Annotated in this window: 19 protein-coding genes; 10 read left to right on the top strand and 9 right to left on the bottom strand. The window is 69.7% G+C overall.

The annotated features are described in order from the left end of the window. From uvrB to STVA_RS20820, 6 genes are all read right to left on the bottom strand, one after another. Nucleotides 1-2,142, bottom strand: coding sequence for an excinuclease ABC subunit UvrB (gene uvrB, locus STVA_RS20845; RefSeq protein WP_123691705.1), 2,142 nt, complete (start codon nt 2,140-2,142; stop codon nt 1-3). A gap of 106 nt (nt 2,143-2,248) precedes the next feature. Next, entirely contained in the window at nt 2,249-2,854 is a 606-nt protein-coding gene (locus STVA_RS20840) for a calcium-binding protein (RefSeq protein WP_420822803.1), read from the bottom strand. Next, complete coding sequence (locus STVA_RS20835; protein ID WP_170221610.1) at nt 2,754-4,997, bottom strand: calcium-binding protein; 2,244 nt, start codon at nt 4,995-4,997, stop codon at nt 2,754-2,756. The genes STVA_RS20840 and STVA_RS20835 overlap by 101 nt, the downstream gene beginning before the upstream one ends. Nucleotides 4,998-5,163: 166 nt before the next feature. Continuing rightward, nucleotides 5,164-5,934, bottom strand: a complete 771-nt coding sequence (gene fabG, locus STVA_RS20830; RefSeq protein ID WP_123691700.1) for a 3-oxoacyl-ACP reductase FabG — start codon at nt 5,932-5,934, stop codon at nt 5,164-5,166. Between the two features lie 19 nt (nt 5,935-5,953). Beyond that, nucleotides 5,954-6,949, bottom strand: coding sequence for a phosphotransferase enzyme family protein (locus STVA_RS20825; protein ID WP_123691698.1), 996 nt, complete (start codon nt 6,947-6,949; stop codon nt 5,954-5,956). 61 nt (nt 6,950-7,010) lie between these two features. Continuing rightward, entirely contained in the window at nt 7,011-7,547 is a 537-nt protein-coding gene (locus tag STVA_RS20820; RefSeq protein WP_123691696.1) for an AAA family ATPase, read from the bottom strand. Nucleotides 7,548-7,654: 107 nt separating this feature from the next. Here STVA_RS20820 and STVA_RS20815 point away from each other — a divergent pair, with 107 nt between their 5' ends. Both STVA_RS20815 and ahpD read left to right on the top strand, forming a co-directional pair. Further along, the gene (locus STVA_RS20815; RefSeq protein WP_123692850.1) at nt 7,655-8,194 is read left to right on the top strand and encodes a peroxiredoxin; all 540 of its coding nucleotides are present in this window, start codon (nt 7,655-7,657) and stop codon (nt 8,192-8,194) included. 88 nt (nt 8,195-8,282) lie between these two features. Continuing rightward, the gene (gene ahpD, locus STVA_RS20810; RefSeq protein ID WP_123691694.1) at nt 8,283-8,831 is read left to right on the top strand and encodes an alkylhydroperoxidase, AhpD family; all 549 of its coding nucleotides are present in this window, start codon (nt 8,283-8,285) and stop codon (nt 8,829-8,831) included. Nucleotides 8,832-8,849: 18 nt separating this feature from the next. Here the strand turns inward: ahpD and STVA_RS20805 are convergent, their stop codons facing one another. Next, nucleotides 8,850-9,047, bottom strand: a complete 198-nt coding sequence (locus STVA_RS20805) for a hypothetical protein (protein ID WP_123691692.1) — start codon at nt 9,045-9,047, stop codon at nt 8,850-8,852. 213 nt (nt 9,048-9,260) lie between these two features. Here STVA_RS20805 and STVA_RS20800 point away from each other — a divergent pair, with 213 nt between their 5' ends. The 3 genes from STVA_RS20800 (at nt 9,261) to STVA_RS20790 (ending at nt 11,312) form a co-directional block, all read left to right on the top strand. Then, the gene (locus STVA_RS20800) at nt 9,261-10,463 is read left to right on the top strand and encodes a pyridoxal phosphate-dependent aminotransferase (protein WP_123691690.1); all 1,203 of its coding nucleotides are present in this window, start codon (nt 9,261-9,263) and stop codon (nt 10,461-10,463) included. Between the two features lie 130 nt (nt 10,464-10,593). Further along, nucleotides 10,594-11,127: an ATPase gene (locus tag STVA_RS20795; RefSeq protein ID WP_123692848.1), complete on the top strand. Its 534-nt coding sequence runs from the start codon at nt 10,594-10,596 to the stop codon at nt 11,125-11,127. Further along, the gene (locus STVA_RS20790) at nt 11,124-11,312 is read left to right on the top strand and encodes a hypothetical protein (protein WP_123691688.1); all 189 of its coding nucleotides are present in this window, start codon (nt 11,124-11,126) and stop codon (nt 11,310-11,312) included. Before STVA_RS20795 ends, STVA_RS20790 begins: the two co-directional genes overlap by 4 nt. 64 nt (nt 11,313-11,376) lie before the next feature. Here the strand turns inward: STVA_RS20790 and STVA_RS20785 are convergent, their stop codons facing one another. Beyond that, complete coding sequence (locus tag STVA_RS20785) at nt 11,377-12,273, bottom strand: DUF72 domain-containing protein (RefSeq protein ID WP_123691686.1); 897 nt, start codon at nt 12,271-12,273, stop codon at nt 11,377-11,379. A 175-nt stretch (nt 12,274-12,448) separates the two neighbouring features. Here STVA_RS20785 and STVA_RS20780 point away from each other — a divergent pair, with 175 nt between their 5' ends. The 3 genes from STVA_RS20780 (at nt 12,449) to msrP (ending at nt 16,389) form a co-directional block, all read left to right on the top strand. Then, complete coding sequence (locus STVA_RS20780; protein ID WP_123691684.1) at nt 12,449-14,488, top strand: elongation factor G; 2,040 nt, start codon at nt 12,449-12,451, stop codon at nt 14,486-14,488. A 14-nt stretch (nt 14,489-14,502) separates the two neighbouring features. Beyond that, nucleotides 14,503-15,276, top strand: coding sequence for a 2-keto-4-pentenoate hydratase (locus tag STVA_RS20775; RefSeq protein ID WP_123691674.1), 774 nt, complete (start codon nt 14,503-14,505; stop codon nt 15,274-15,276). Nucleotides 15,277-15,405: 129 nt separating this feature from the next. Then, on the top strand, nt 15,406-16,389 hold the full coding sequence (gene msrP / locus STVA_RS20770; protein ID WP_123691672.1) for a protein-methionine-sulfoxide reductase catalytic subunit MsrP: 984 nt from the start codon (nt 15,406-15,408) through the stop codon (nt 16,387-16,389). Nucleotides 16,390-16,423: 34 nt separating this feature from the next. On the opposite strand, the gene STVA_RS20765 is transcribed toward msrP, so the two are convergent. Then, a complete protein-coding gene (locus tag STVA_RS20765; RefSeq protein ID WP_123691670.1) occupies nt 16,424-17,053 on the bottom strand; it encodes a pyridoxamine 5'-phosphate oxidase family protein in 630 nt (209 codons plus the stop codon). Nucleotides 17,054-17,220: 167 nt separating this feature from the next. On the opposite strand from STVA_RS20765, the gene scpA reads away from it, so the two are divergent. Then, nucleotides 17,221-19,374, top strand: a complete 2,154-nt coding sequence (gene scpA, locus STVA_RS20760) for a methylmalonyl-CoA mutase (RefSeq protein ID WP_123691668.1) — start codon at nt 17,221-17,223, stop codon at nt 19,372-19,374. Between the two features lie 17 nt (nt 19,375-19,391). Continuing rightward, nucleotides 19,392-20,249 carry a sulfurtransferase gene (locus STVA_RS20755; protein WP_123691666.1) on the top strand — a complete coding sequence of 286 codons (858 nt, stop codon included), beginning with the start codon at nt 19,392-19,394 and terminating at the stop codon, nt 20,247-20,249. Nucleotides 20,250-20,296: the final 47 nt, after the last annotated feature.

Below are 20,296 nucleotides of genomic sequence, written 5' to 3'. Positions count from 1 at the left end.
CTACTTCCCCCGCCGGGCGCGCCCGCGCTGCGGCCGACCCTGCGGCCGGGGGGCGCCGGGCCGGGTCGGCCGGCCCTCGCCCGCGCCGCCGGAGCCGTGCGCATGGGGGGCGGGCGCCACCCCGATGTCCAGCGCCTCCAGCCGGCGGATCTCGTCGCGCAGCCGGGCGGCGGCCTCGAAGTCGAGGTCGGCCGCGGCTTCGCGCATGCGCTTCTCCATGTCGGCCACCACCATCTGGAGATTGTGGCCGACGAGCGGCTTGTCCTCGGCCAGGCCGGTCGAGACCGTCACATGGTCGCGCTCGTAGACGCTGTCCATGATGTCGGCGATGCCGCGGCGGATGCTTTCGGGCGTGATGCCGTGCTCCAGGTTGTAGGCCCGCTGCTTCTCGCGCCGCCGGTTGGTCTCGCTGATCGCGTATTCCATCGAGGCGGTGATGCGATCGGCATAAAGGATGGCGCGGCCCTCGACATGGCGGGCGGCGCGCCCGATCGTCTGCACCAGCGAGGTGCGCGAGCGCAGGTAGCCCTCCTTGTCTGCGTCCAGGATGGCGACCAGTGCGCATTCCGGGATGTCGAGCCCCTCGCGCAGCAGGTTGATGCCGATCAGCACGTCGAAGGCGCCCAGGCGCAGGTCGCGGATGATCTCGATGCGCTCCAGCGTCTCGACGTCGGAATGGACGTAGCGGCAGCGGATGCCGGCCTCGTGCATGTATTCGGTCAGCGCCTCGGCCATCTTCTTGGTCAGCGTCGTCACCAGCACGCGCTGGCCCTTGGCGGCACAGGTGCGGCATTCCGCCAGCAGGTCGTCGACCTGGTGCTCGGTCGGGCGGATGATGGTCTCGGGGTCGATCAGCCCGGTCGGCCGCACCACCTGCTCGGCGAAGACGCCGCCGGTGCGCTCCATCTCCCAGCCGCCGGGGGTGGCCGACACGAAGACGCTCTGCGGGCGCATCGCCTCCCATTCCTCGAACTTCAGGGGCCGGTTGTCGATGCAGGACGGCAGGCGGAAGCCGTACTCCGACAGGATCGACTTGCGCGCATAGTCGCCGCGATACATGCCGCCGATCTGCGGCACCGTCACATGGCTCTCGTCCAGGATCAGCAGCGCGTCCTTGGGCAGGTACTCGAACAGCGTCGGCGGCGGCTCGCCCGGCGCGCGCCCGGTCAGGTAGCGGGAGTAGTTCTCGATCCCGGCGCAACTGCCCGTCGCCTGGATCATCTCCATGTCGAAGGTCGTGCGCTGCTCCAGCCGCTGCGCCTCCAGCAGCTTGCCGGCGGCATAGAGCTCGTCCAGGCGGATCTTCAGCTCGCGCTTGATCTGCTCGACCGCCTGGATCAGCGTCGGCTTGGGCGTCACATAATGGCTGTTGGCGTAAACCTTGATCGACTGGAGGCCGGCCACCTTGTCGCCGGTCAGCGGGTCGACCTCGTGGATCGATTCGATCTCGTCGCCGAACATCGTCACCCGCCAGGCCCGGTCCTCGTAGTGGGCGGGAAACAGCTCGACGGTGTCGCCGCGCACCCGGAAGGTGCCGCGCACGAAGCCCAGGTCGTTGCGCCGGTACTGCAGTTCGACCAGGCGCGCCAGTAGCTGGGTGCGGTTGATGGTCTGGCCCGCATTGAGGGTCAGCGTCATCGTCTGGTAGGTCTCGGGCGAGCCGATGCCGTAGATGCACGAAACCGAGGCGACGATGATCACGTCGCGGCGCTCGAACAAGGCGCGGGTGGCGGAATGGCGCATCCGGTCGATCTGCTCGTTGATCGACGATTCCTTCTCGACATAGGTGTCGGTGCGCGGGACGTAGGCCTCCGGCTGGTAATAGTCGTAGTAGGAGACGAAATACTCCACCGCATTGTCGGGGAAGAACGACTTCATCTCGCCGTAAAGTTGGGCCGCCAGCGTCTTGTTGGGCGCCAGCACCAGGGCCGGCCGCTGGATCTCCTGGATGACGTGGGCCATCGTGAAGGTCTTGCCCGACCCGGTGACGCCCAGCAGCACCTGGTCGCGCTCGCCCTGGCCGATGCCGGCCAGCAGCGTGGCGATGGCGGCGGGCTGGTCGCCGGCGGGCTGGAACTCCGACTGGATGCGGAACGGCATCGGCGCGTCGGCGACCGGGCGTTCGAGATGATCGATCAGCATGGGGCAGTATATGCGGCCGCCACCCCCGGATGGCTAGCCGGGGGTGGGTGGGGAAAAGCGGATGGGCGGCCGGCCGGGCGTGCCGGCCGCCCATCCGCGTCGCCTTCTATGCGAACGCGAAGTGGTCCGGCCCCAGCGCCGACCGGGTGATCCCGGCGAACAGGACCGTGTTGCCGTCGCCGAGATCGAGCAGGGCGCCGCCCGGCGTGTCGACGAGCCGGGCGATCAGGTCCTCGATGCTGTCGATGCCCGGCAGGCCATCGGCAATGACGATGCGGTCGAGGTCGGCATCGAAATCCTCGATGCGGTCCTGGCCCGAACTTGCCCCGAAGTAGAAGCGATCGGCACCATTCCCGCCGGTCAGCGTGTCGTCGCCACGATCCCCGGCCAGGAAGTCGTCGCCGTCCCCGCCCGCGAGCCGGTCGTCGTCCTGCCCGCCATGCAGCGTGTCCTCGCCGTCGCCGCCGTCGATCGTGTCGCGGCCGCGGTTGCCGTTCAGCCAGTCGCGGCCGGCATCGCCGCCGAGCCGGTCCGCACCCTGGCCGCCATAGAGGGTGTCGTCGCCCTCGCCGCCGGCCAGCGTGTCGTCGCCGCGATTGCCGAACAGTAGATCAAGGCCATTGTCGCCGAACAGGCGGTCGCCCTGGTCCATGCCGAAGAGGGTGTCGTCGCCGGCGCCGCCGCGCAGCGAGTCGGCCGCCGTGCCGCCCACCGCCCAGTCGTCGGTGAAGCCATAGCCGTAGATCTGGCTGCCATAGCCGCCGAAGCCCTGGCCGGGCAGGGGCTCTTCCTCTTCCACCGGCGGGGCGGTGGCGGTGGTGGTGGAGGCGGGGCGGTGGCACGGGGTTGGAGCCCGTGCTGTCGCCGCGGAAGCGCACGAGCACGCCGTCCTGGCTGTCGATGGTCGTGTACTCGGCCACCAGCGAGCCACCCTCGGCCACCTTGGCGGACAGCAGCGGTGCCCCCTTGCCGATATCCAGCGGGATCGCGACGCTGAGGTCGGCGAACGCGCGGCCGTCGAGGAAGTCGGCCAGCTCTTCGCTGCCCCCCGCGACGAAGATGCGGTCGCCGCCGTCGAGATCCTTCACGAGATCGTCGGCGAGGTCGGCGGCGGTGCCCCAGATGGTGTCCTCGCCGCGGCCGCCGGCGATCGTCTCGGCGTCGCTGCTGGCCACCAGCAGGTCGTTGCCGTTGCCGGCGTCGAAGACGTCGTCGCGGGCCTCGCCGCCGTTCAGGGTGACCCGGTCGTTGCCGGCCAGAGCCTTCGAGACGTTGCCGAAATCGTCGAAGCCGACGGTATCGAGGTCGATCGTGTCGGCGCCATCGGTGAAGAGCGGGGGCTTCAGCGTGAAGATGGTCTGGCCGCCGCTCGTCTCCCGCCGCCAGCCCAGCCCGTCCGCGCCCGTGACCGACAGATCGCCCGTGCCGTTGCCATCGAGATCGAGCAGGTCGCCATCGGCCACGAACAGCCCACGGCTGTCGCTGCCGAAGATCGTGTCCAGGACGATCCGGTCGACCTCCAGCCCGCCCGTGTCGAAATCGAGGACCGTGTCGCCGGACAGGTCGGCCAGCGACCCGACGACGCTGTCCTCGCCTGCACCAAGCCCCAGCCGGTCCTTGCCGCCGCCGCCGATCAGCCGGTCGGCGCCGTTGCCGCCATAGAGCAGGTCGGCGTCCGCGCCGCCATCGAGCGTGTCGGCGCCGGCATCGCCGGACAGGGTGTCGGCGCCGTTGCCGCCGAAGATCGACTCGAGGTCGTCGCTGCCGGAGATATGGTCGTTGCCGTCGCCGCCGGTGAAGCTGTCGTCGCCGGCCTGGCTGCCCGACAGGGTGACCCAGTCGTCGCCGCCCAGCGCGTCGGTGACCTGGACGACGTTGCCGAAGTCGTAGGAATCCAGGTCGACGCTGTCCGCCTGCTTGGTGAACAGCGTCAGCGCGAGCTTGAAATGCGTGTGGCCGGAGAGCGTGTCGGTCTCGCGCAGCCAGGTGGTGCCGTCGCTGCCCGTCACCGACACGTCGCCCACGCTGTCCGCGTCGAGGTCGAGCAGGCCGCCCGTGGCCGTGAACAGGCCGCGGGTATCGGCGCCGAAGATCGTGTCGAGATCGATCCGGTCGGTCGTGGCCCCGGTCGTGTCGAAGTCCGCGATGGTGTCGCCGGTCAGGTCCGGCAGGCTGCCGAAGAAGGTGTCGTTGCCGGTGCTGCCGCTGAGGGAGTCGTTGCCCTGGCCGCCCTCGATCAGGTCGTCGCCGCCATTGCCCAGCAGGGTGTCGTCGCCGTCATCGCCCCACAGCGTGTCGTGGCCGCTTTCGGCGTCGATCCGGTCGTTGCCGTTGCCGCCATGGAGGACGTCATTGTCGCCGCCGCCGAGGAATCGGTCGTCGCCGTCGTCGCCCCAGACCGTGTCGTTGCCCGCGCCTGCGGTGATGCTGTCGGCGCCGGCCCCGCCATAGATGAGGTCGTCGCCGCCCTGGCTGGTGACCCGGTCGTCCTCGGTGCCACCCCAGATCGTGTCGTTGCCGCCGAAGCCGACGAGCTGGTCGTTGCCGTTGCCGCCATAGAGGAGGGACGTGCCGTCGTCGCCGCTGTCGCCGCCGCCATTGAGGACGTCGTCGCCGTCCTCGCCGAACAGCGTGTCGTTGCCGAAGCCGCCGAAGATCGCCTCGCTGTCGTCGCTGCCGAAGATGTGGTCGTCGCCATTGCCGCCGGTGAAGTTGTCGTCCTGGCTCTGGCCGCCCGACAGGGTGACGCTGTCGTTGCCGCCCAGCGCGTCCGTGACGTTGATGAAGGTGGAGATGTCAACCAGGCTGAGGTCGACGGAGTCCGCGTTCTCGGTGAACGGCTCGATGGCGGTCACCGGCGCGAGCCCGGCTGGAGCCGACCGGACGAGGAACAAGGATCCCGCACCCGATCATGGATGCTGGTCCCGCAAGAATATGTCATCTGCCGCCTTTCTGTGCCGGGCGGCAGGATAAGCTGTCCTAATTGCGGACGAGCAGGGAAATCCGCCGTGCCGGCGAAATTCACCCCTCGCCGGACGCCTCCGGCAGGATCTGGCCGCCATCGACCACCAGGGTCTGGCCGGTGATCCAGGCGGCCTCGTCGGACGCGAAGAACAGCGCGGCGTTGGCGACGTCGGCGACGCTGCCCAGCCGGCCCATCGGGATCGCGGCTTCCATCCGCCGCAGATAGTCCGGGCCATTGCCGATCAGGCCCTCGGTCAGGATGTTGCCGGGCATCACGGCATTGATCGTGATGCCGTCGGCCGCCAGCTCGATCGCCGCCGTGCGCACGAATCCAAGCTGGCCCGCCTTGCTGGCCCCGTAATGCGCCCAGCCGGGATAGCCCGTCACCGGGCCGGTGATCGACGAGGTGACGACGATACGCCCGCGTCCGGCCCGGCGCATCGCAGGCAGGCAGGCATCGACTGCCAGGAACGTGCCGCGCAGGTTGGTGGCGATCACCTGGTCGAAGTCGCCCGGCGTCATCTGCCCCAGCCGGGCGGACGGGAAGATGCCGGCATTGGCGCACAATATGTCGATGCCGCCGAAATGCGCCTCGGCCGCGGCCGTCATGGCCTTTGTCGCGGCCTCGTCGGCAACGTCGACCGCGAGGCCCAAGGCGGTGCCGCCGGCCGCCACGATCTCGGCCGCCGTGGCCTCGGCGGCAGTTCTGTCGCGGGCGGCGACCAGGACGCGGCAGCCGGCCGCGGCGAAGCGCATGGCCATGCCCCGGCCGATGCCGCGGCTGCCGCCGGTGACGATGACGCTGCGGCCGGCGAGGGGTGCGAACATGGGATCGGCCTCCGATGGCTCAGGAGAATTGCCCGAGCAGCCGCTCGGCCATGGCGAGTGTGCCGTGGGTGTAGCCGGCGCCGAGCTGGGCTGCGATGGGCACCTCGTGGTGGGAGGCCAGCCAGCCGACCAGCAGGATCCGGCGCATCATCAGGAAGACCGGGATCTCGGCCACGTCCGCGTCGGCCAGCGGCAGGACGGTGCGATAGCCGGCGACCCAGGCGTCGGCCATCGCCGGCACCAGCGGGTCGTCCTCCATGAAGCTGACGGCGGCGGCGAAGTCGTAGACGAGCCACGAGAAGCCGCAATCGTCGAAGTCGATCACCGTCAGCCGCTGGTCGTCGACCAGCAGGTTGGCCAGCCGCAGGTCGGCGTGGACGAGGCCGTAGCGCCCGGGCGCGCGGCCGAAGCGCCGCGTCCGCCGGTCGATCAGCGCCAACGCACGCTCCAGCAGGGCGGCCCCGGATGCGTCCAGGCCGAAGCCCGCGCGCCAGCTTCCCCAGATCGGCCGGGCGCCGAACATCGCCTCGAAGTCCCAGTGCTGGCGGTGGAAGCCGTCCGGCAGGGGCCAGGCGCGGACATGGGCGTGCATGCGCGCCGTCACCGCGCCCAGCGTCCGGAACCAGGCGACGAGGTCGTCGGCATGCCCGGGCTCCTTGCCGGGGGCGAAGTCGAAGGCGACGGCGTGGCGGGCCGGGTCGGTGGCCGATCCCGGCAGCAGGCGCACCGCGCCGCCGTCGGGGCCGGCCACCGGCGCTGGTGTCTCGACCGCGCCACCGGCCCGCAGCGCGCGGATCCAGGCCAGCTCCGATTCGATCTCGGCGGCTGTGCGATAGCCGATGCGGTGGACGCGCAGCACCAGCCGGCGACCGTCGGCCGGGTCGTCGAGGCGATAGGTCGCGTTCTCCGACAGGTTCAGCAGGGTGACGGCGGTGGCCGGCGACAGGCCCCATTGCGGCAGCGCCGCGCGCACCCGCACCTCGATATCGGCCAGCACGTCGGGTCGGTATTCCATCTGCCCTCGCTCCCATCCGGGAGGGATCATCGCGGGCCGGGGTGCCGGCGGTAAAGAGCCGTCAGATGCGTGCCAGCACGAAGGCGACGCGTTCGGCGACCGGCGCCAGCGGCAAGGGCGCCAGGTTGTAGCCATGGTCGACGTAGGTCCGGCACAGCGCGGCCCAGGTCCGCTCCGCCTCTTGGGGCGTCGGCCGGCGCTCGGCGTCGGTCGTGTAGATGGCGGGCCAGGGCGGGGCCACGAAGACGGTCGGCTGGTAGCGCAGATGGCGGGCGGCGCGGTCCATCGCCGCCGGCACGGCCAGGCCGGTCAGGCGCAGGTAGCCGATCGTGTCGGGGATGCCGCGGTCGAAGATGCAAGGCCGCCCGCGCCGCCGCGCCGCACGGTATTGCGCGCGATCATGGGCCATCATGCGCGCGGCGAAGGCTGCGGGATCGCGCCAGGGCAGGGCGTCCCCGCCGCTGGCCAGTTCCTGGCGGATGATCGCCCGGCCGCCCTCCGGTGCGGTGGCCAGCCCGGCCGTGGACAGCGCCTCCACAAGGGTCGTCTTGCCCGCTCCCGGCCCGCCGGTGACGATGAAGAAAGAGGGCGGTGGCATCGTCGATCGCCTCTTGACGGCCGCGGCTTCGGAACCCAAATTCCCGTCGTTATCTAGAATGCCTCTAAGGTGCATTCACCCATTCCCCAGTGATGGAGTTTCATGCCGTGCTTACCGTTGGCGACAAGTTTCCCTCCTTCGACCTCAAGGCCGTCGTTTCCGGCGACATCAAGACCGGCTTCACGCAGCTGACCGACCAGAGCGATGCCGGCAAGTGGAAGGTCTTCTTCTTCTGGCCGAAGGACTTCACCTTCGTGTGCCCGACCGAGATCGTCGCCTTCGGCGCGATCGAGAAGGCGTTCAACGAGCGCGACACCGTGCTGGTCGGCGGCAGCATCGACACCGAGTTCGTGCACCTGGCCTGGCGCCAGAGCCGCGAGGACCTGGGTAAGCTGACCTTCCCCTGGGTCGCCGACGTGAAGCGCGAGCTGTGCCAGGCGCTCGGCATCCTCGACAAGAACGAGGGCGTGGCGCTGCGCGCGACCTTCATCGTCGACCCGCAGGGCATCATCCGCTTCGCCTCGGTGAACGACCTCAGCGTCGGCCGCAACCCGGACGAGGTGCTGCGCGTGCTGGACGCCCTGCAGACGGACGAACTCTGCCCCTGCAACTGGCAGCAGGGCGAGGCGGTCCTGAAGGCGGCCTAAGCCACAATCCAGGCGCCGGGGGCGGGCGGTCGGCAGACCTGCCGTCCGCTCCCGGCCTCTCCAACCTCCGGCATAAGGACCAGCATCCATGTCCATCGAATCGATCCGGGACGCGCTGCCGGCGTTCGCGCGCGACCTGAAGCTGAACCTCACCACCGTGCTGGCCACGCCCGAGCTGACGCCGGCGCAGCGCTGGGGTGCGGCCCTGTCGGCCGCCGTCGCCGCGCGCAACCCGGAACTGGTGGCCGCCGTCGAGTCCGACGCCGCCCAGCACCTGGACGCCGCCGGGCGCGATGCCGCGCGGGCGGCCGCCGCCATCATGGCGATGAACAACGTCTATTACCGCTTCACCCACTTGGTGGAGGATGCGGACTATGGCCGCATGCCGGCCCGCCTGCGGATGAACGTGATCGGCAATCCGGGCGTGCCGCATCTCGATTTCGAGCTGTGGTCGATGGGGGTGTCGGCGATCAACGGCTGCGGCATGTGCATGGCGTCCCACGCCCGCGCGGTGACCGAGAAGGGTGGCAGCAAGGAGGCTGTCCAGGCGGTGGTGCGCATCGCCGCCGTGGTCAATGCCGTGGCGGTGGCGCTCGAAGAGGCGCGCCGGACCGAGGCGCTTCCGGCCGCAGCCTGAGCCGCAGCGGTCCGGAGGCTAGTGAATCTGCCCGTGCTCGACGCGATCCGCCAGGCGGCGGATCTCGTCGACGCTCGTGTTCCAGCGATCCAGCACCAGGAGCAGCATCGGATCCCGAAGCAGCTCCTCGAGCCTCGGCTCGCCGCGCAGCCAGAGCTGGCTCCGCGCCGCGTCGGGGCGTGCCTTGTCGTTGGTGGTCTCTCGACAATGTTCCATGGGCGCCACCCTGCCTTTCCAACACGGCAGAAATGGGGCGCGCGGGTGAATTTGTGAAGTAGATCGGGCGGTTGCCGCCAAATGTTCATGGCCCATAAGGGTGCCATCTGGCACCAAACCGGCGGCATTGTTGCGTCGCCCTGTCTTCGGCCCTAGTTTGCGCCGCGTTTTTCCCCGCCCTTACATGCCATCGACCGACGGAGCCATCGCGCCATGGGCCTCATCGCCGAACGCCTTTCCCGCATCAAGCCCTCGCCGACCATCGCGGTCACCACCAAGGCGCAGGAGCTGAAGGCCGCCGGCCGGGACGTCATCGGCCTCGGCGCCGGCGAGCCGGACTTCGACACGCCGCCCAACATCGCCGCCGCCGGCATCAAGGCGATCGAGCAGGGCGACACGCGCTATACCGCCGTCGACGGCACGCTGGCCCTGAAGAAGGCGATCTGCGCCAAGTTGAAGCGCGAGAACGGGCTCGACTACAAGCCCTCGCAGGTGACGGTCAGCAGCGGCGGCAAGCAGGTCATCTACAACGCCCTGATGGCGACGCTGGATCCGGGCGACGAGGTCATCATCCCGGCCCCCTACTGGGTGTCCTATCCCGACATGGTGCTGCTGGCCGAGGGCAAGCCCGTCTTCGTGCCCTGCCCCCAGAACAACGGCTTCCGCATGCGGGCCGAGGATTTCGAGGCGGCGATCACGCCGAAGACGAAGTGGGTGATCCTGAACTCGCCGTCGAACCCGACCGGTGCTGCCTACAGCCATGACGACCTGAAGGCGCTGACCGACGTCCTCATGCGCCACCCGCACGTGCATGTCCTGACCGACGACATGTACGAGCACCTGATGTACGACGATTTCCAGTTCGTCACCCCGGCCCAGGTCGAGCCGCGGCTCTACGACCGCACGCTGACCATGAACGGCGTCTCCAAGGCCTATTGCATGACCGGCTGGCGCATCGGCTATGCGGCCGGCCCGGAAAAGCTGATCAAGGCGATGGCGGTCATCCAGTCGCAGAGCACGTCCAACCCGTCCTCGATCAGCCAGGCCGCCGCCGTCGAGGCGCTGAACGGCCCGCAGGACTTCATCCCGCGCAACAACGCCGTCTTCCAGGAGCGCCGCGACCTCGTGGTCGAGCTGCTGAACAAGGCGCCCGGCATCTTCTGCCCGCGGCCCGAGGGCGCCTTCTACGTCTACCCGTCCTGTGCCGGCACGATCGGCAAGACGACCAAGTCCGGCAAGCGGATCGAGAACGACACCGACTTTACCACCGCCCTGCTGGAGGAGGAGGGCGTCGCCGTCGTCCAGGGTGAGGCCTTCGGCCTGTCGCCCCACTTCCGCATCTCCTACGCAACCGCGACCGAGACGCTGCGCGACGCCTGCCAGCGCATCATCCGCTTCTGCGAAGGGCTGCGCTGAACTGAGCGGCAGAACGGGCGGGCGACCGGATCGGTCGCCCGCGGCGCCGCGGGCTCCAACCGCGATGGGGCTTGCCGTGGCCTGGCAGGAGGCGCCAGGCTCATCGCGGCCGATCTGGAGGGGCCGGTGCATGATTGCAGGGGCGCCGGCCAAGAAAATCATCATCATCGCCGGCCCCAACGGCGCCGGCAAAACCACGTTCGCCCGCTCGTTCCTGCCGGCGGAGGCGCAACTTCTGCGGTTCATCAATGCCGACCTGATCGCCGCCGGACTGGCCCCCTTCGCGCCGGAAACTGCCGCGATCAAGGCCGGGCGCCTCATGCTGGAGGAGATCGAACTATGTGCCGGGCGCGGTGACAGCTTTGCCTTCGAGACCACGCTATCCGGCGCCGGCTACCTGCGCCAAATTCCCCGGTGGCGGGCACAGGGGTATCGGGTCAGCCTGTTCTTTCTGACGCTGCCCAGTGTGGAAACCGCCATCGCGCGGGTGGCAGAGCGGGTGCGTCAGGGTGGGCACAATATTCCGGAGTCTGTCATCCAGCGGCGCTTTGTGGCCGGGTGGCATAACTTTGAACGAGTCTACCGTGCTGCCGTTGATGACTGGGCAGTGTACGACAATACTGGTGTCAGGCCCGCACTGTTGGAATGGGGAGAGAATCCATGAAGCCGGAAGACCTTTCAATGGCGCGGAACCCCGACCTGCGCGGCTCGCTCGCCGCGATGCTGCGCGCGGCGGAACTTGCTCGGCAAACTGCCTTGCAGACTGACACGGCCATCGTGGTGGTACGGGACGGCAAGCCCGTGCGCATCACGGCGGAGGAATTGCGCAGGGGACAGAACCAGACGTGAACCGCACGGATCGCCTCACCGGAAACGAAGAGATTCGTCAGCAAACCGCTCGCTGGCCTATCGGCTAGGTGTGCGCGGTGCCCGGCCCGGCGTCCGCCACCAGCCGCGCCAGCACCTGGGCGTCGTCGGGCGCCCGCAACTTTTCAGTATTGTCGAAATAGACGAAGACGTCGCTCGGCATGGCCTCGCCACCGGGCGGGCCGGCGAACGCGCCGTCTTCCATCGCGATCCCGGCCGCCCAGGCGGTCACTCGGGCAGCCCAGCGGGCCAGCTCGTCCGGACCATAGCCGCTGCGATAGAGTTCGCGCGAACCATGCAGGCGGCAGTAGGCGAAGTCCGCCGTCCGGTCCATCAGCCGCGGCCAGTCGACCGTGTCGGCGCAGACCAGCGCCACGCGGTGGCGGCGCAGCAGGGCGATGAAGGCCGGGGCGCGATAGCTGTCGTGACGGATCTCCAGGGCGTGGCGCAACGGTCGGTCGGCGTCGGTCTCGATCCAGGTGCTGCCGTTCATGCGCGGCTCGTGGCGGGCGGCGAATGCTGCGGCGTTGGCGGTGGTGTGGGGCAGCAGGGCCAGGAAGGTCTCTAGCCGATGGGGCTCGAAGGGCAGGCTGGGCGGCAGCTGCCACAGGATCGGCCCCAGCTTCGGACCCAGCCGCAGCACGCCCGATGCCAGGAAGTTGGCGAGCGGCCCGGCCGGCTCGGCCAAGCGCTGGTCATGCGTGATGAAGCGCGGTCCCTTTACGGCAAAAACGAAATCGTCCGGCGTCTCGGCGGCCCAGCGGGCGAAGGTGGTGGGCTTCTGCAGGCCGTAGAAGGTGCCGTTCACCTCGATGCTGCGGAAGATCGAGGCGGCGTGCGCCAGCTCGAGCCGCTGCGGCAGGCCAGCCGGATAGAACTGTCCGCGCCAGGGCGGATAGGTCCAGCCCGATACGCCGATCCTGACCTCGCCCGCCCGTTGCATCGCCCGCAGCCACCTCCTCCAGCGATCGGCAACCGGCCGGCATGGGGCCGGGTTCCGGCCCGGCCGGCGCATTTTCCTGTTGCCCCGCCCTTCCGGCAGGTCTCATCCTTTGCCCGGGAGGAGCCGTCGGGCCATCCCGCCCGGCGGCCCTAGACCTCCTGAAGGAGGCTGGACGATGGGCGAAAGGAAGGTGGCCGCGCCCCGCTGCGCGGCCCTGGTCGGACCATATCTGTCTGGTAAGACGAGCCTGCTCGAGGCCCTGCTGCATGCGACCGACGCGACGCAGCGGCGCGGCACGGTGAAGGACGGGACGACGGTCGGCGACAGCTCGGCCGAGGCGCGCGCCCGCCAGATGTCGACGGAGCTGACCGTCGCGCACACCACGTATCTTGGAGACCCTTGGATATTCATCGATTGCCCCGGCTCGATCGAGCTGGCGACCGAGGCGACGGGCGCCCTGCTGGCGGCCGATGCCGCCGTCGTCGTCTGCGAGCCCGACATCGACAAGGCGGTGATGCTGGGGCCGCTGTTCAAGTTCCTCGACGACAACGCCATCCCGCACATGCTGTTCATCAACAAGATGGACAATGCCACGGTGCGCGTGCGCGACCTGATGGAGGCCTTGCAGCAGGTGTCGCAGCGCCCGCTCGTCCTGCGCCAGGTGCCGATCCGCGCGCCCGAGGCCGAGTCGACGGTGACCGGCTATGTCGACCTCGTCAGCGAGCGCGCCTATGCCTACAAGCCGGGCCAGGCGTCCGAGCTGATCGCCATGCCCGAGACGGCGCGTGAGCGCGAGGCCGACGAGCGGCAGAAGCTGCTGGAACGGCTGGCCGATTTCGACGATGCGCTGCTGGAGCAGTTGCTGTCCGATGCCATGCCGGCCAAGGAGGAGGTCTATGCCCAGCTCGCCCGCGACCTGGAGCAGGACCTGCTGGTGCCGGTGTTCCTGGGTGCGGCCGAGCGCGACCATGGCGTCCGCCGCCTGCTGAAGGCACTGCGCCACGAGGTGCCGCAGCCGGCCCAGACGGCCGAGCGCAAGGGCATCGCCGCCACCGGCGAGCCGCTGGCCCAGGTGTTCAAGACGGTGCATGCCGCCCATACCGGCAAGCTGTCGCTGGCCCGCATCTGGCGCGGCCAGGTGACCGAGGGGCTGGTGCTGAACGACGTGCGCGTGGGCGGTGTCGTCCGCCTGGTCGGCCAGCAGCAGCAGAAGGTGCCGGCCGCCGTCCAGGGTGACGTCGTCGGGCTGGCGCGGATGGAGGCGATCGCCACCGGCGCGGTGCTGAGCCCGTCCGGCCGCGGCGAGCCGGGGCTGGCGTGGCCGGCGCCGCCGCCGCCGGTCTATGCCCTGGCGCTCCATGCCGAGAAGCGGGCCGACGAGGTCAAGCTGACGGGCGCGCTGGCCCGCCTGGCGGAGGAGGACCCGGCGCTCTCGGCCGCCTTCCGCGAGGAGACGCACGAGCTGGTCCTGTCCGGCCAGGGCGACATCCATCTGCAGATCGCGGTCGACCGGCTGCGCAACCGCTACAACGTGCCGGTCGCCACCCGCCCGCCGCAGGTCGCCTTCAAGGAGACGATCCGCCGGCCGCATTCCCTGCACACCCGCTTCAAGCGGCAGTCGGGCGGGCACGGGCAGTTCGCCGACATCCATATCGACATCAAGCCGCTGCCGCGCGGCTCGGGCTTCGTCTTCGGCGACAGCATCGTCGGCGGCGTCGTGCCCAAGCAGTACATCCCCGCGGTCGAGGAGGGGGTGCGCGAGTATCTGAAGCAGGGGCCGCTGGGGTTCCCGGTGGTCGACCTGTCGGTGACCCTGACCAGCGGCCAGTTCCACGCCGTCGACAGCTCGGACATGGCCTTCAAGACCGCCGGCCGCCAGGCCATGGTCGAGGGGCTGCCGCAGTGCGAGCCCGTCCTGCTGGAGCCGATCCTGCAGGTCGAGATGACGGCGCCCAGCGCCTACACCGCGCGCGTGCAGCGGCTGGCGAGCGGCCGGCGCGGGCAGTTGCTGGGCTATGACGCGCGCGAGGGCTGGCCCGGATGGGACGTGGTGACCGCCTACATGCCGGCGTCGGAAATCCACGACCTGATCGTGGAATTGCGCTCGCTGTCGCACGGCGTCGGCAGCTATACCGCCCGCTTCGACCATCTCCAGGAACTGACCGGGCGGGCGGCCGACAAGATCGTCGAAAGCCGGGCCGCCGCGGCGCAATAGGGGGAAGTGCGGGCATGAGTGGAACGGAAGCGCGGGCGGCGGCCCGCCTGCTGGCGGCGAGGGCGGGCACGCGGATCGAGGCCCTGCCGGCGGACGAGCGGCCGGCTGACCTGGCGGGCGCACTTGCCATCCAGCGGGCGGTGGTCGCCCAAGGCGGACAGGCCACCCGCGGCTGGAAGGTCGGCTGCACCAGCCCGGGGGCCGAGAAGATGCTGTCCTACGACCGGCCCTTCTATGGCCGGCTGGTCGAGGGGCGGTTCCACCAGAGCCCGGCCGTGCTGGCCGATGCCGGCTTCTCGATGCGGGTGATGGAGGCCGAGTACGCCTTCCGCCTCGGCCGCGACCTGCCGCCGTCGGCCACGCCTTATACGGCCGAGTCGGTGGCCGACGCGGTGGCCTCGGTTCACCCGGCTATCGAGATCGTCGACAGCGCGTTCAGCGCGTGGCTGGCGGTCGGCGTCGAGAGCCTGATCGCCGACAATGGTGCCCACGGGGCCTTCATCCTGGGCGCCGGCGTCGAGGACTGGCGCGGCCTGGACCTGGTCAATGGCTTGGTGACGGTCGTGATTGCCGGCGGCGCCACGGTCGAGGGCAAGGGCGCCAACGTGCTGGGCCACCCCTTGCGCTCGCTCGCCTGGCTCGCCAACGAGGTCGCGTCGACGGGCGGCCTGAAGGCGGGCGAGATCGTCACCACCGGCAGCACCATCGCGCCGCAGCCGATGGCGGCGGGCTCCAGCGTGACGGCCAGCTTCGCCGGCCTGGGCGAGGTGTCGGCCAAGTTTCGCTGACTCCGGCCGCTAGCCCTGGGCAGCGGGAAGGGACGCGAGCCCCTTCCCGCCGTTCAAGCGCAGTTGATTGTTCCGTGATGGCGCGGCGGGGCTAGTCTGGCATCCTGGGTTGAAACAGGGAGAGTGCCGATGCTGATCAAGCGCCCGCGTGGCTGGGAACTCCGCGAATCCGCGGCCACGCCCGAGAGCACCTACCTCAACCGCCGCCAGCTTCTGACGGCGGCCGGCTTCGGTGCCGCGGCCATCGCCGGCGCGCCCTATGCGCTGGACGCCATCGGCTCCGCCTTCGCCCAGGCGCCGGAGGCCGACCCCACGGCCGGCATGTACCCGGTGAAGCAGAACATGCGCTATCGGCTCGACCGGCCGATCACGCCCGAGAAGGACGCCACCACCTACAACAATTTCTACGAGTTCGGCTCGCACAAGGGCATCTCGTCGGCGGCCCAGGCGCTCAAGCTGCGGCCCTGGACGGTGCGCTTCGAGGGCATGGTCGAGAAGCCGATGACGGTCGACTTCGACGACCTGGTGAAGCAGATGCCGCTGGAGGAGCGCCTCTACCGCTTCCGCTGCGTCGAGGCCTGGTCGATGGCGGTGCCGTGGTCGGGCTTCCCGATGAAGGCGATGATCGATTTCGCCCGGCCGCTGTCGTCGGCCAAGTACGTCGTCATGCAGACCTTCATGGACCCCAAGATCGCGTCCGGCCAGCGCCAGAGCTGGTATCCCTGGCCCTATACCGACGGGCTGACGATGGAGGAGGCGACCAACGAGCTGTCCTTCATCGCGACGGGTCTCTATGGCAAGCCGCTGCCCAAGCAGAACGGCGCGCCGATGCGCTTCGTCACGCCCTGGAAGTATGGCTTCAAGCAGGTGAAGTCGATCGTGCGGGTGGAGTTCACCGACAAGCGCCCGGTCGGCTACTGGGAGAAGCTGCAGGCGTCCGAATACGGCTTCTGGGCCAACGTGAACCCGGCGGTGTCGCACCCGCGCTGGAGCCAGGCGACCGAGCGCGTGCTGGGCAGCGACGAGCGCGTGCCGACGCTGCTCTTCAACGGCTATGGCGAGTACGTCGCCGATCTCTACAAGGGGCTGGAGAAGGAGCGGCTCTACGCCTGAGCCGCCCCTGCCGAGCGCCCGCTGCCGGCCCGCCTCAGTAGAGGCGGGTGCGGTAGCTTTCCTCGATCCGCTTGTCGGCTTCCTCGCCGGTGCCGACGCGGGTCTGGTCGGCGATGATGCGGCCCAGCGTCGGGAAGCTGGCGCGCTCGACCTTAGTGGACGGATCCCAGAGGTTGCTGCGCTTCAGCGCCTTGCCGCAATGGAAGAAGACCTCGTCCACCTCCACCAGCATGGCCGCGCGCGGCGCCCGGCCCTGCACGGTCAGCGGCTCCAGGACCGCCGCGTCGGTGGTCAGGCGAGCGCGGCCGTTGATGCGCAGCGTCTCGTCGATGCCGGGCACGAAGAACAGCAGGCCGACGCCCGGATGCACGACCAGGTTCTTGAAGCTGTCGACGCGGTTGTTGCCGACCCGATCGGGGATCAGCAGCGTGCGCTCGTCCAGCACGACGACGAAGCCGGGCGCATCGCCGCGCGGGGAGGCGTCGGCCGAGCCGTCATCGCCTGCCGTCGCCAGCACGTGGAACGGCGACATGGCGATGAAATTGCGTGAATGCGGGTCGATGTAGTCCAGCACCTTCTTCTCGGCCAGGCCGGAAACGGGGCCGTAGTGCTGCCGCAGCTCGTCCTGGTCGGCGATGGTGGGCTGGATGTCGACGCTGTCCATGGCGTGGGCTTTCCTGGCGGTATCGGGGCAGGGGTGGGGGCCACGATACCGGCCAATCCGCCGACATGCCAGAAGGCTCGCGGCGTGCGCTGACGCCCGGCATGGTGACTTCGGCGGCCTGAGGGGCGATATTGCAGGATTAGGCCTTCCACCCTGGTGTACGAGCCATGACCGAGTTTCCGTCCAAGACCTACGCCGACTGGGAGAAGCTGGCCCGCAAGGAGCTGCGCGACCGGCCGCTCGAGGATCTCGTGCGGATGACGCCCGAGGGCATTCCCGTGAAGCCGCTCTACACGGCGGCCGACCTGGAGGGCCTGCCGGGGCTGAACTCGCTGCCGGGCTTCGCGCCCTACCTGCGCGGGCCGCGGGCCACCATGTTCGCCGGTCGCCCCTGGACGATCCGGCAATATGCCGGCTTCTCGACGGCCGAGGAATCGAACGCCTTCTACAAGGCGGCGCTGCGCAGCGGCCAGATGGGGCTGTCGGTCGCCTTCGACCTCGCCACCCATCGCGGCTACGACAGCGACCATCCGCGGGTCGAGGGCGATGTCGGCAAGGCCGGGGTGGCGATCGACAGCGTCGAGGACATGCGCATCCTCTTCGACCAGATCCCGCTCGACCGCATGAGCGTGTCGATGACGATGAACGGCGCCGTGCTGCCGGTCCTGGCCATGTACGTGGTCGCGGCCGAGGAGCAGGGGGTGCGCCAGGATCAGCTCTCCGGGACCATCCAGAACGACATTCTGAAGGAGTTCATGGTCCGCAACACCTATATCTACCCGCCCGGCCCCAGCATGCGCATCGTGGCCGACATCATCGAGCACACCGCGCATTTCATGCCCAAGTTCAACTCGATCTCGATTTCCGGCTACCACATGCAGGAGGCTGGCGGCACCGCCGTCCAGGAACTGGCCTTCACGCTGGCCGACGGGCTGGAATATGTCCGCGCCGCGCTCTCCAAGGGGCTCGACATCGACGCCTTCGCGCCGCGCCTCTCCTTCTTCTTCGGCATCGGCATGAACTTCTTCATGGAGATCGCCAAGCTGCGCGCCGCCCGCCTGCTGTGGGCCGAACTGATCCAGCCCTTCGGCCCCAAGAACCCGACCTCGCTGGCGCTGCGCACCCACTGCCAGACCTCGGGCGTCAGCCTGACCGAGCAGGACCCCTACAACAACGTCGTGCGCACCGCGGTCGAGGCGATGGCGGCCGTCCTGGGCGGGACGCAGTCGCTGCACACCAATTCCTTCGACGAGGCGCTGGCCCTGCCGACGCCCTTCTCGGCCCGCATCGCCCGCAACACCCAGCTCATCCTCGCCGAGGAAACCGGCATCCCGCACGTCATCGACCCGCTGGCCGGCAGCTACTATGTCGAGAACCTGACGGCCACGCTGGCGGCCGAGGCGCGGAAGCTGATCGCCGAGGTCGAGGAACTGGGCGGCATGACCCGCGCGGTCGAAAGCGGCATGCCCAAGCTGCGCATCGAGGAGGCGGCCGCCCGCCGCCAGGCCGCGATCGACAGCGGCACCGAGGTGATCGTCGGCGTCAACAAGTACCGGCCCGAGACGGTGGAGACGGTCGACGTGCTGTCGATCGACAACACCAAGGTCCGCCTGTCGCAGATCGCCCGCCTCAACACCGTGAAGAACCGCCGCGATGCCGCGGCCTGCGAGGCGGCGCTGGCCGCCTTGTCGGGTGCCGCCGAGCGCGGCGACGGCAACCTGTTGACCCTGGCGATCGAGGCCGCGCGCGCGCGGGCCACGGTGGGCGAGATCTCCGATGCGCTGGAACGCGTCTTCACCCGCCACCGCGCCACCGTGCAGAGCGTCAGCGGCGTCTATGGCGGGGCGCTGGCCGAGGATGCAGGCTTCCGCCGCATCCAGGGCGAGGTCGAGGCGTTCGCCCGCCAGGAGGGCCGCCGGCCGCGCATGCTGGTGGTGAAGATGGGCCAGGACGGGCACGACCGCGGCGCCAAGGTGATCGCCACCGCGTTCGCCGACATCGGCTTCGACGTCGATATCGGGCCGCTGTTCCAGACCCCGGAGGAGGCCGCCCGCCAGGCGATCGAGAACGACGTCCATGTCGTCGGCGTCTCGACCCAGGCAGCCGGCCACCTGACCCTGGTGCCGCAGATCGTGGCGGCGCTCCGGGAAATGGGCGGCGAAGACATCGTCGTGGTCTGCGGCGGCGTCATCCCACCGCAGCACTACCCGGCGCTGACCGAGGCCGGCGTGTCCGCCATCTATGGCCCGGGCACCAACATCCCGGTCGCCGCCAGCGAGATCCTGGGGCTGCTCGACCGCAAGCGGAAGGCGGCGGCCTGACGCAAGCGGCGGCGGCAATGGGACCGCTCGTCTCCACGGACTGGCTGGCCGGGCATCTGGACGATCCGTCGATCCGGATATTCGATTGCACGCTGCTGACCCGGCCGGCGCCGGACGGGTCCGATCTCATCTCGGAGAGCGGTCGCGACGCCTGGCTGGCGGGGCATCTGCCGCGCGCCGCGCATGTCGACGTGCAGGCGATCTCCGATCCGGACCAGCCGTTCCGCTATGCGCTGCCGTCCCCGGACCGCTTTTCCGAGGCGGCCGGCGCGCTCGGCATCGGCCAGGGCATCCGTCCGGTGCTCTATTGCCGGAACCATCACCTGTGGGCGGCCCGTGTCTGGAACACGCTGCGCCATTACGGCTGTGCCGATGCGCTGGTGCTGGATGGCGGCTGGGCGAAATGGACGGGCGAGGGGAGGCCGGTCGAGGCAGGGGCATTCTGCCATCCCCCGGCACGGTTCGCAGCGTCGGTCCGGCCCGGCATATTCGTCGACGCCGACGCCGTGGCGGCCGGGATCGACGATCCGCGGACCGTGCTGGTGAATGCCCTGTCGCCCCAGCAGCATGCCGGCCGCGGCGGGGTGCATTATGGGCGGGCGGGGCGGATTCCCGGCAGCGTCAACCTGCCGGCCCGCGCGCTGACCGAGGCGGGGACCACGGCCTATCTGCCGCCGGACCGTCTGCGGAGCCTATTCGCCGAGGCGGGCGTGTCGGCCGGCGACCGCGTCATCGTCTACTGCGGCGGCGGGGTCGCGGCCTCCAGCAGCGCACTGGCGCTGGCTGCGATCGGCCAAGAGGCCGCCGTCTATGCCCGCTCCCTGCAGGAATGGGCCCGCGATCCGGCCAGGCCGCTCGTGCGCGACGGGGACTGATCGGCGTCCGGGGGCAGGTTCATCGCCGGGCCGCGCGAAAGGGCACC

The organism is Stella humosa (assembly GCF_006738645.1).
GTDB lineage: Bacteria > Pseudomonadota > Alphaproteobacteria > ATCC43930 > Allostellaceae > Allostella > Allostella humosa.
The sequence above is the reverse complement of the archived record's forward strand: the minus strand, read 5'-3'. Positions and strand labels throughout refer to the sequence as shown.

Excerpts from the sequence above, each read along its gene's own strand:
- uvrB (WP_123691705.1), bottom strand. The coding sequence starts at position 2,142 with ATGCTGATCGATCATCTCGAACGCCCGGTCGCCGACGCGCCGATGCCG.
- fabG (WP_123691700.1), bottom strand. The coding sequence starts at position 5,934 with ATGTTCGCACCCCTCGCCGGCCGCAGCGTCATCGTCACCGGCGGCAGC.
- STVA_RS20825 (WP_123691698.1), bottom strand. The coding sequence starts at position 6,949 with ATGGAATACCGACCCGACGTGCTGGCCGATATCGAGGTGCGGGTGCGC.
- STVA_RS20820 (WP_123691696.1), bottom strand. The coding sequence starts at position 7,547 with ATGCCACCGCCCTCTTTCTTCATCGTCACCGGCGGGCCGGGAGCGGGC.
- ahpD (WP_123691694.1), top strand. The coding sequence starts at position 8,283 with ATGTCCATCGAATCGATCCGGGACGCGCTGCCGGCGTTCGCGCGCGAC.
- STVA_RS20805 (WP_123691692.1), bottom strand. The coding sequence starts at position 9,047 with ATGGAACATTGTCGAGAGACCACCAACGACAAGGCACGCCCCGACGCG.
- STVA_RS20800 (WP_123691690.1), top strand. The coding sequence starts at position 9,261 with ATGGGCCTCATCGCCGAACGCCTTTCCCGCATCAAGCCCTCGCCGACC.
- STVA_RS20795 (WP_123692848.1), top strand. The coding sequence starts at position 10,594 with ATGATTGCAGGGGCGCCGGCCAAGAAAATCATCATCATCGCCGGCCCC.
- STVA_RS20790 (WP_123691688.1), top strand. The coding sequence starts at position 11,124 with ATGAAGCCGGAAGACCTTTCAATGGCGCGGAACCCCGACCTGCGCGGC.
- STVA_RS20785 (WP_123691686.1), bottom strand. The coding sequence starts at position 12,273 with ATGCAACGGGCGGGCGAGGTCAGGATCGGCGTATCGGGCTGGACCTAT.
- STVA_RS20780 (WP_123691684.1), top strand. The coding sequence starts at position 12,449 with ATGGGCGAAAGGAAGGTGGCCGCGCCCCGCTGCGCGGCCCTGGTCGGA.
- STVA_RS20775 (WP_123691674.1), top strand. The coding sequence starts at position 14,503 with ATGAGTGGAACGGAAGCGCGGGCGGCGGCCCGCCTGCTGGCGGCGAGG.
- msrP (WP_123691672.1), top strand. The coding sequence starts at position 15,406 with ATGCTGATCAAGCGCCCGCGTGGCTGGGAACTCCGCGAATCCGCGGCC.
- STVA_RS20765 (WP_123691670.1), bottom strand. The coding sequence starts at position 17,053 with ATGGACAGCGTCGACATCCAGCCCACCATCGCCGACCAGGACGAGCTG.
- scpA (WP_123691668.1), top strand. The coding sequence starts at position 17,221 with ATGACCGAGTTTCCGTCCAAGACCTACGCCGACTGGGAGAAGCTGGCC.
- STVA_RS20755 (WP_123691666.1), top strand. The coding sequence starts at position 19,392 with ATGGGACCGCTCGTCTCCACGGACTGGCTGGCCGGGCATCTGGACGAT.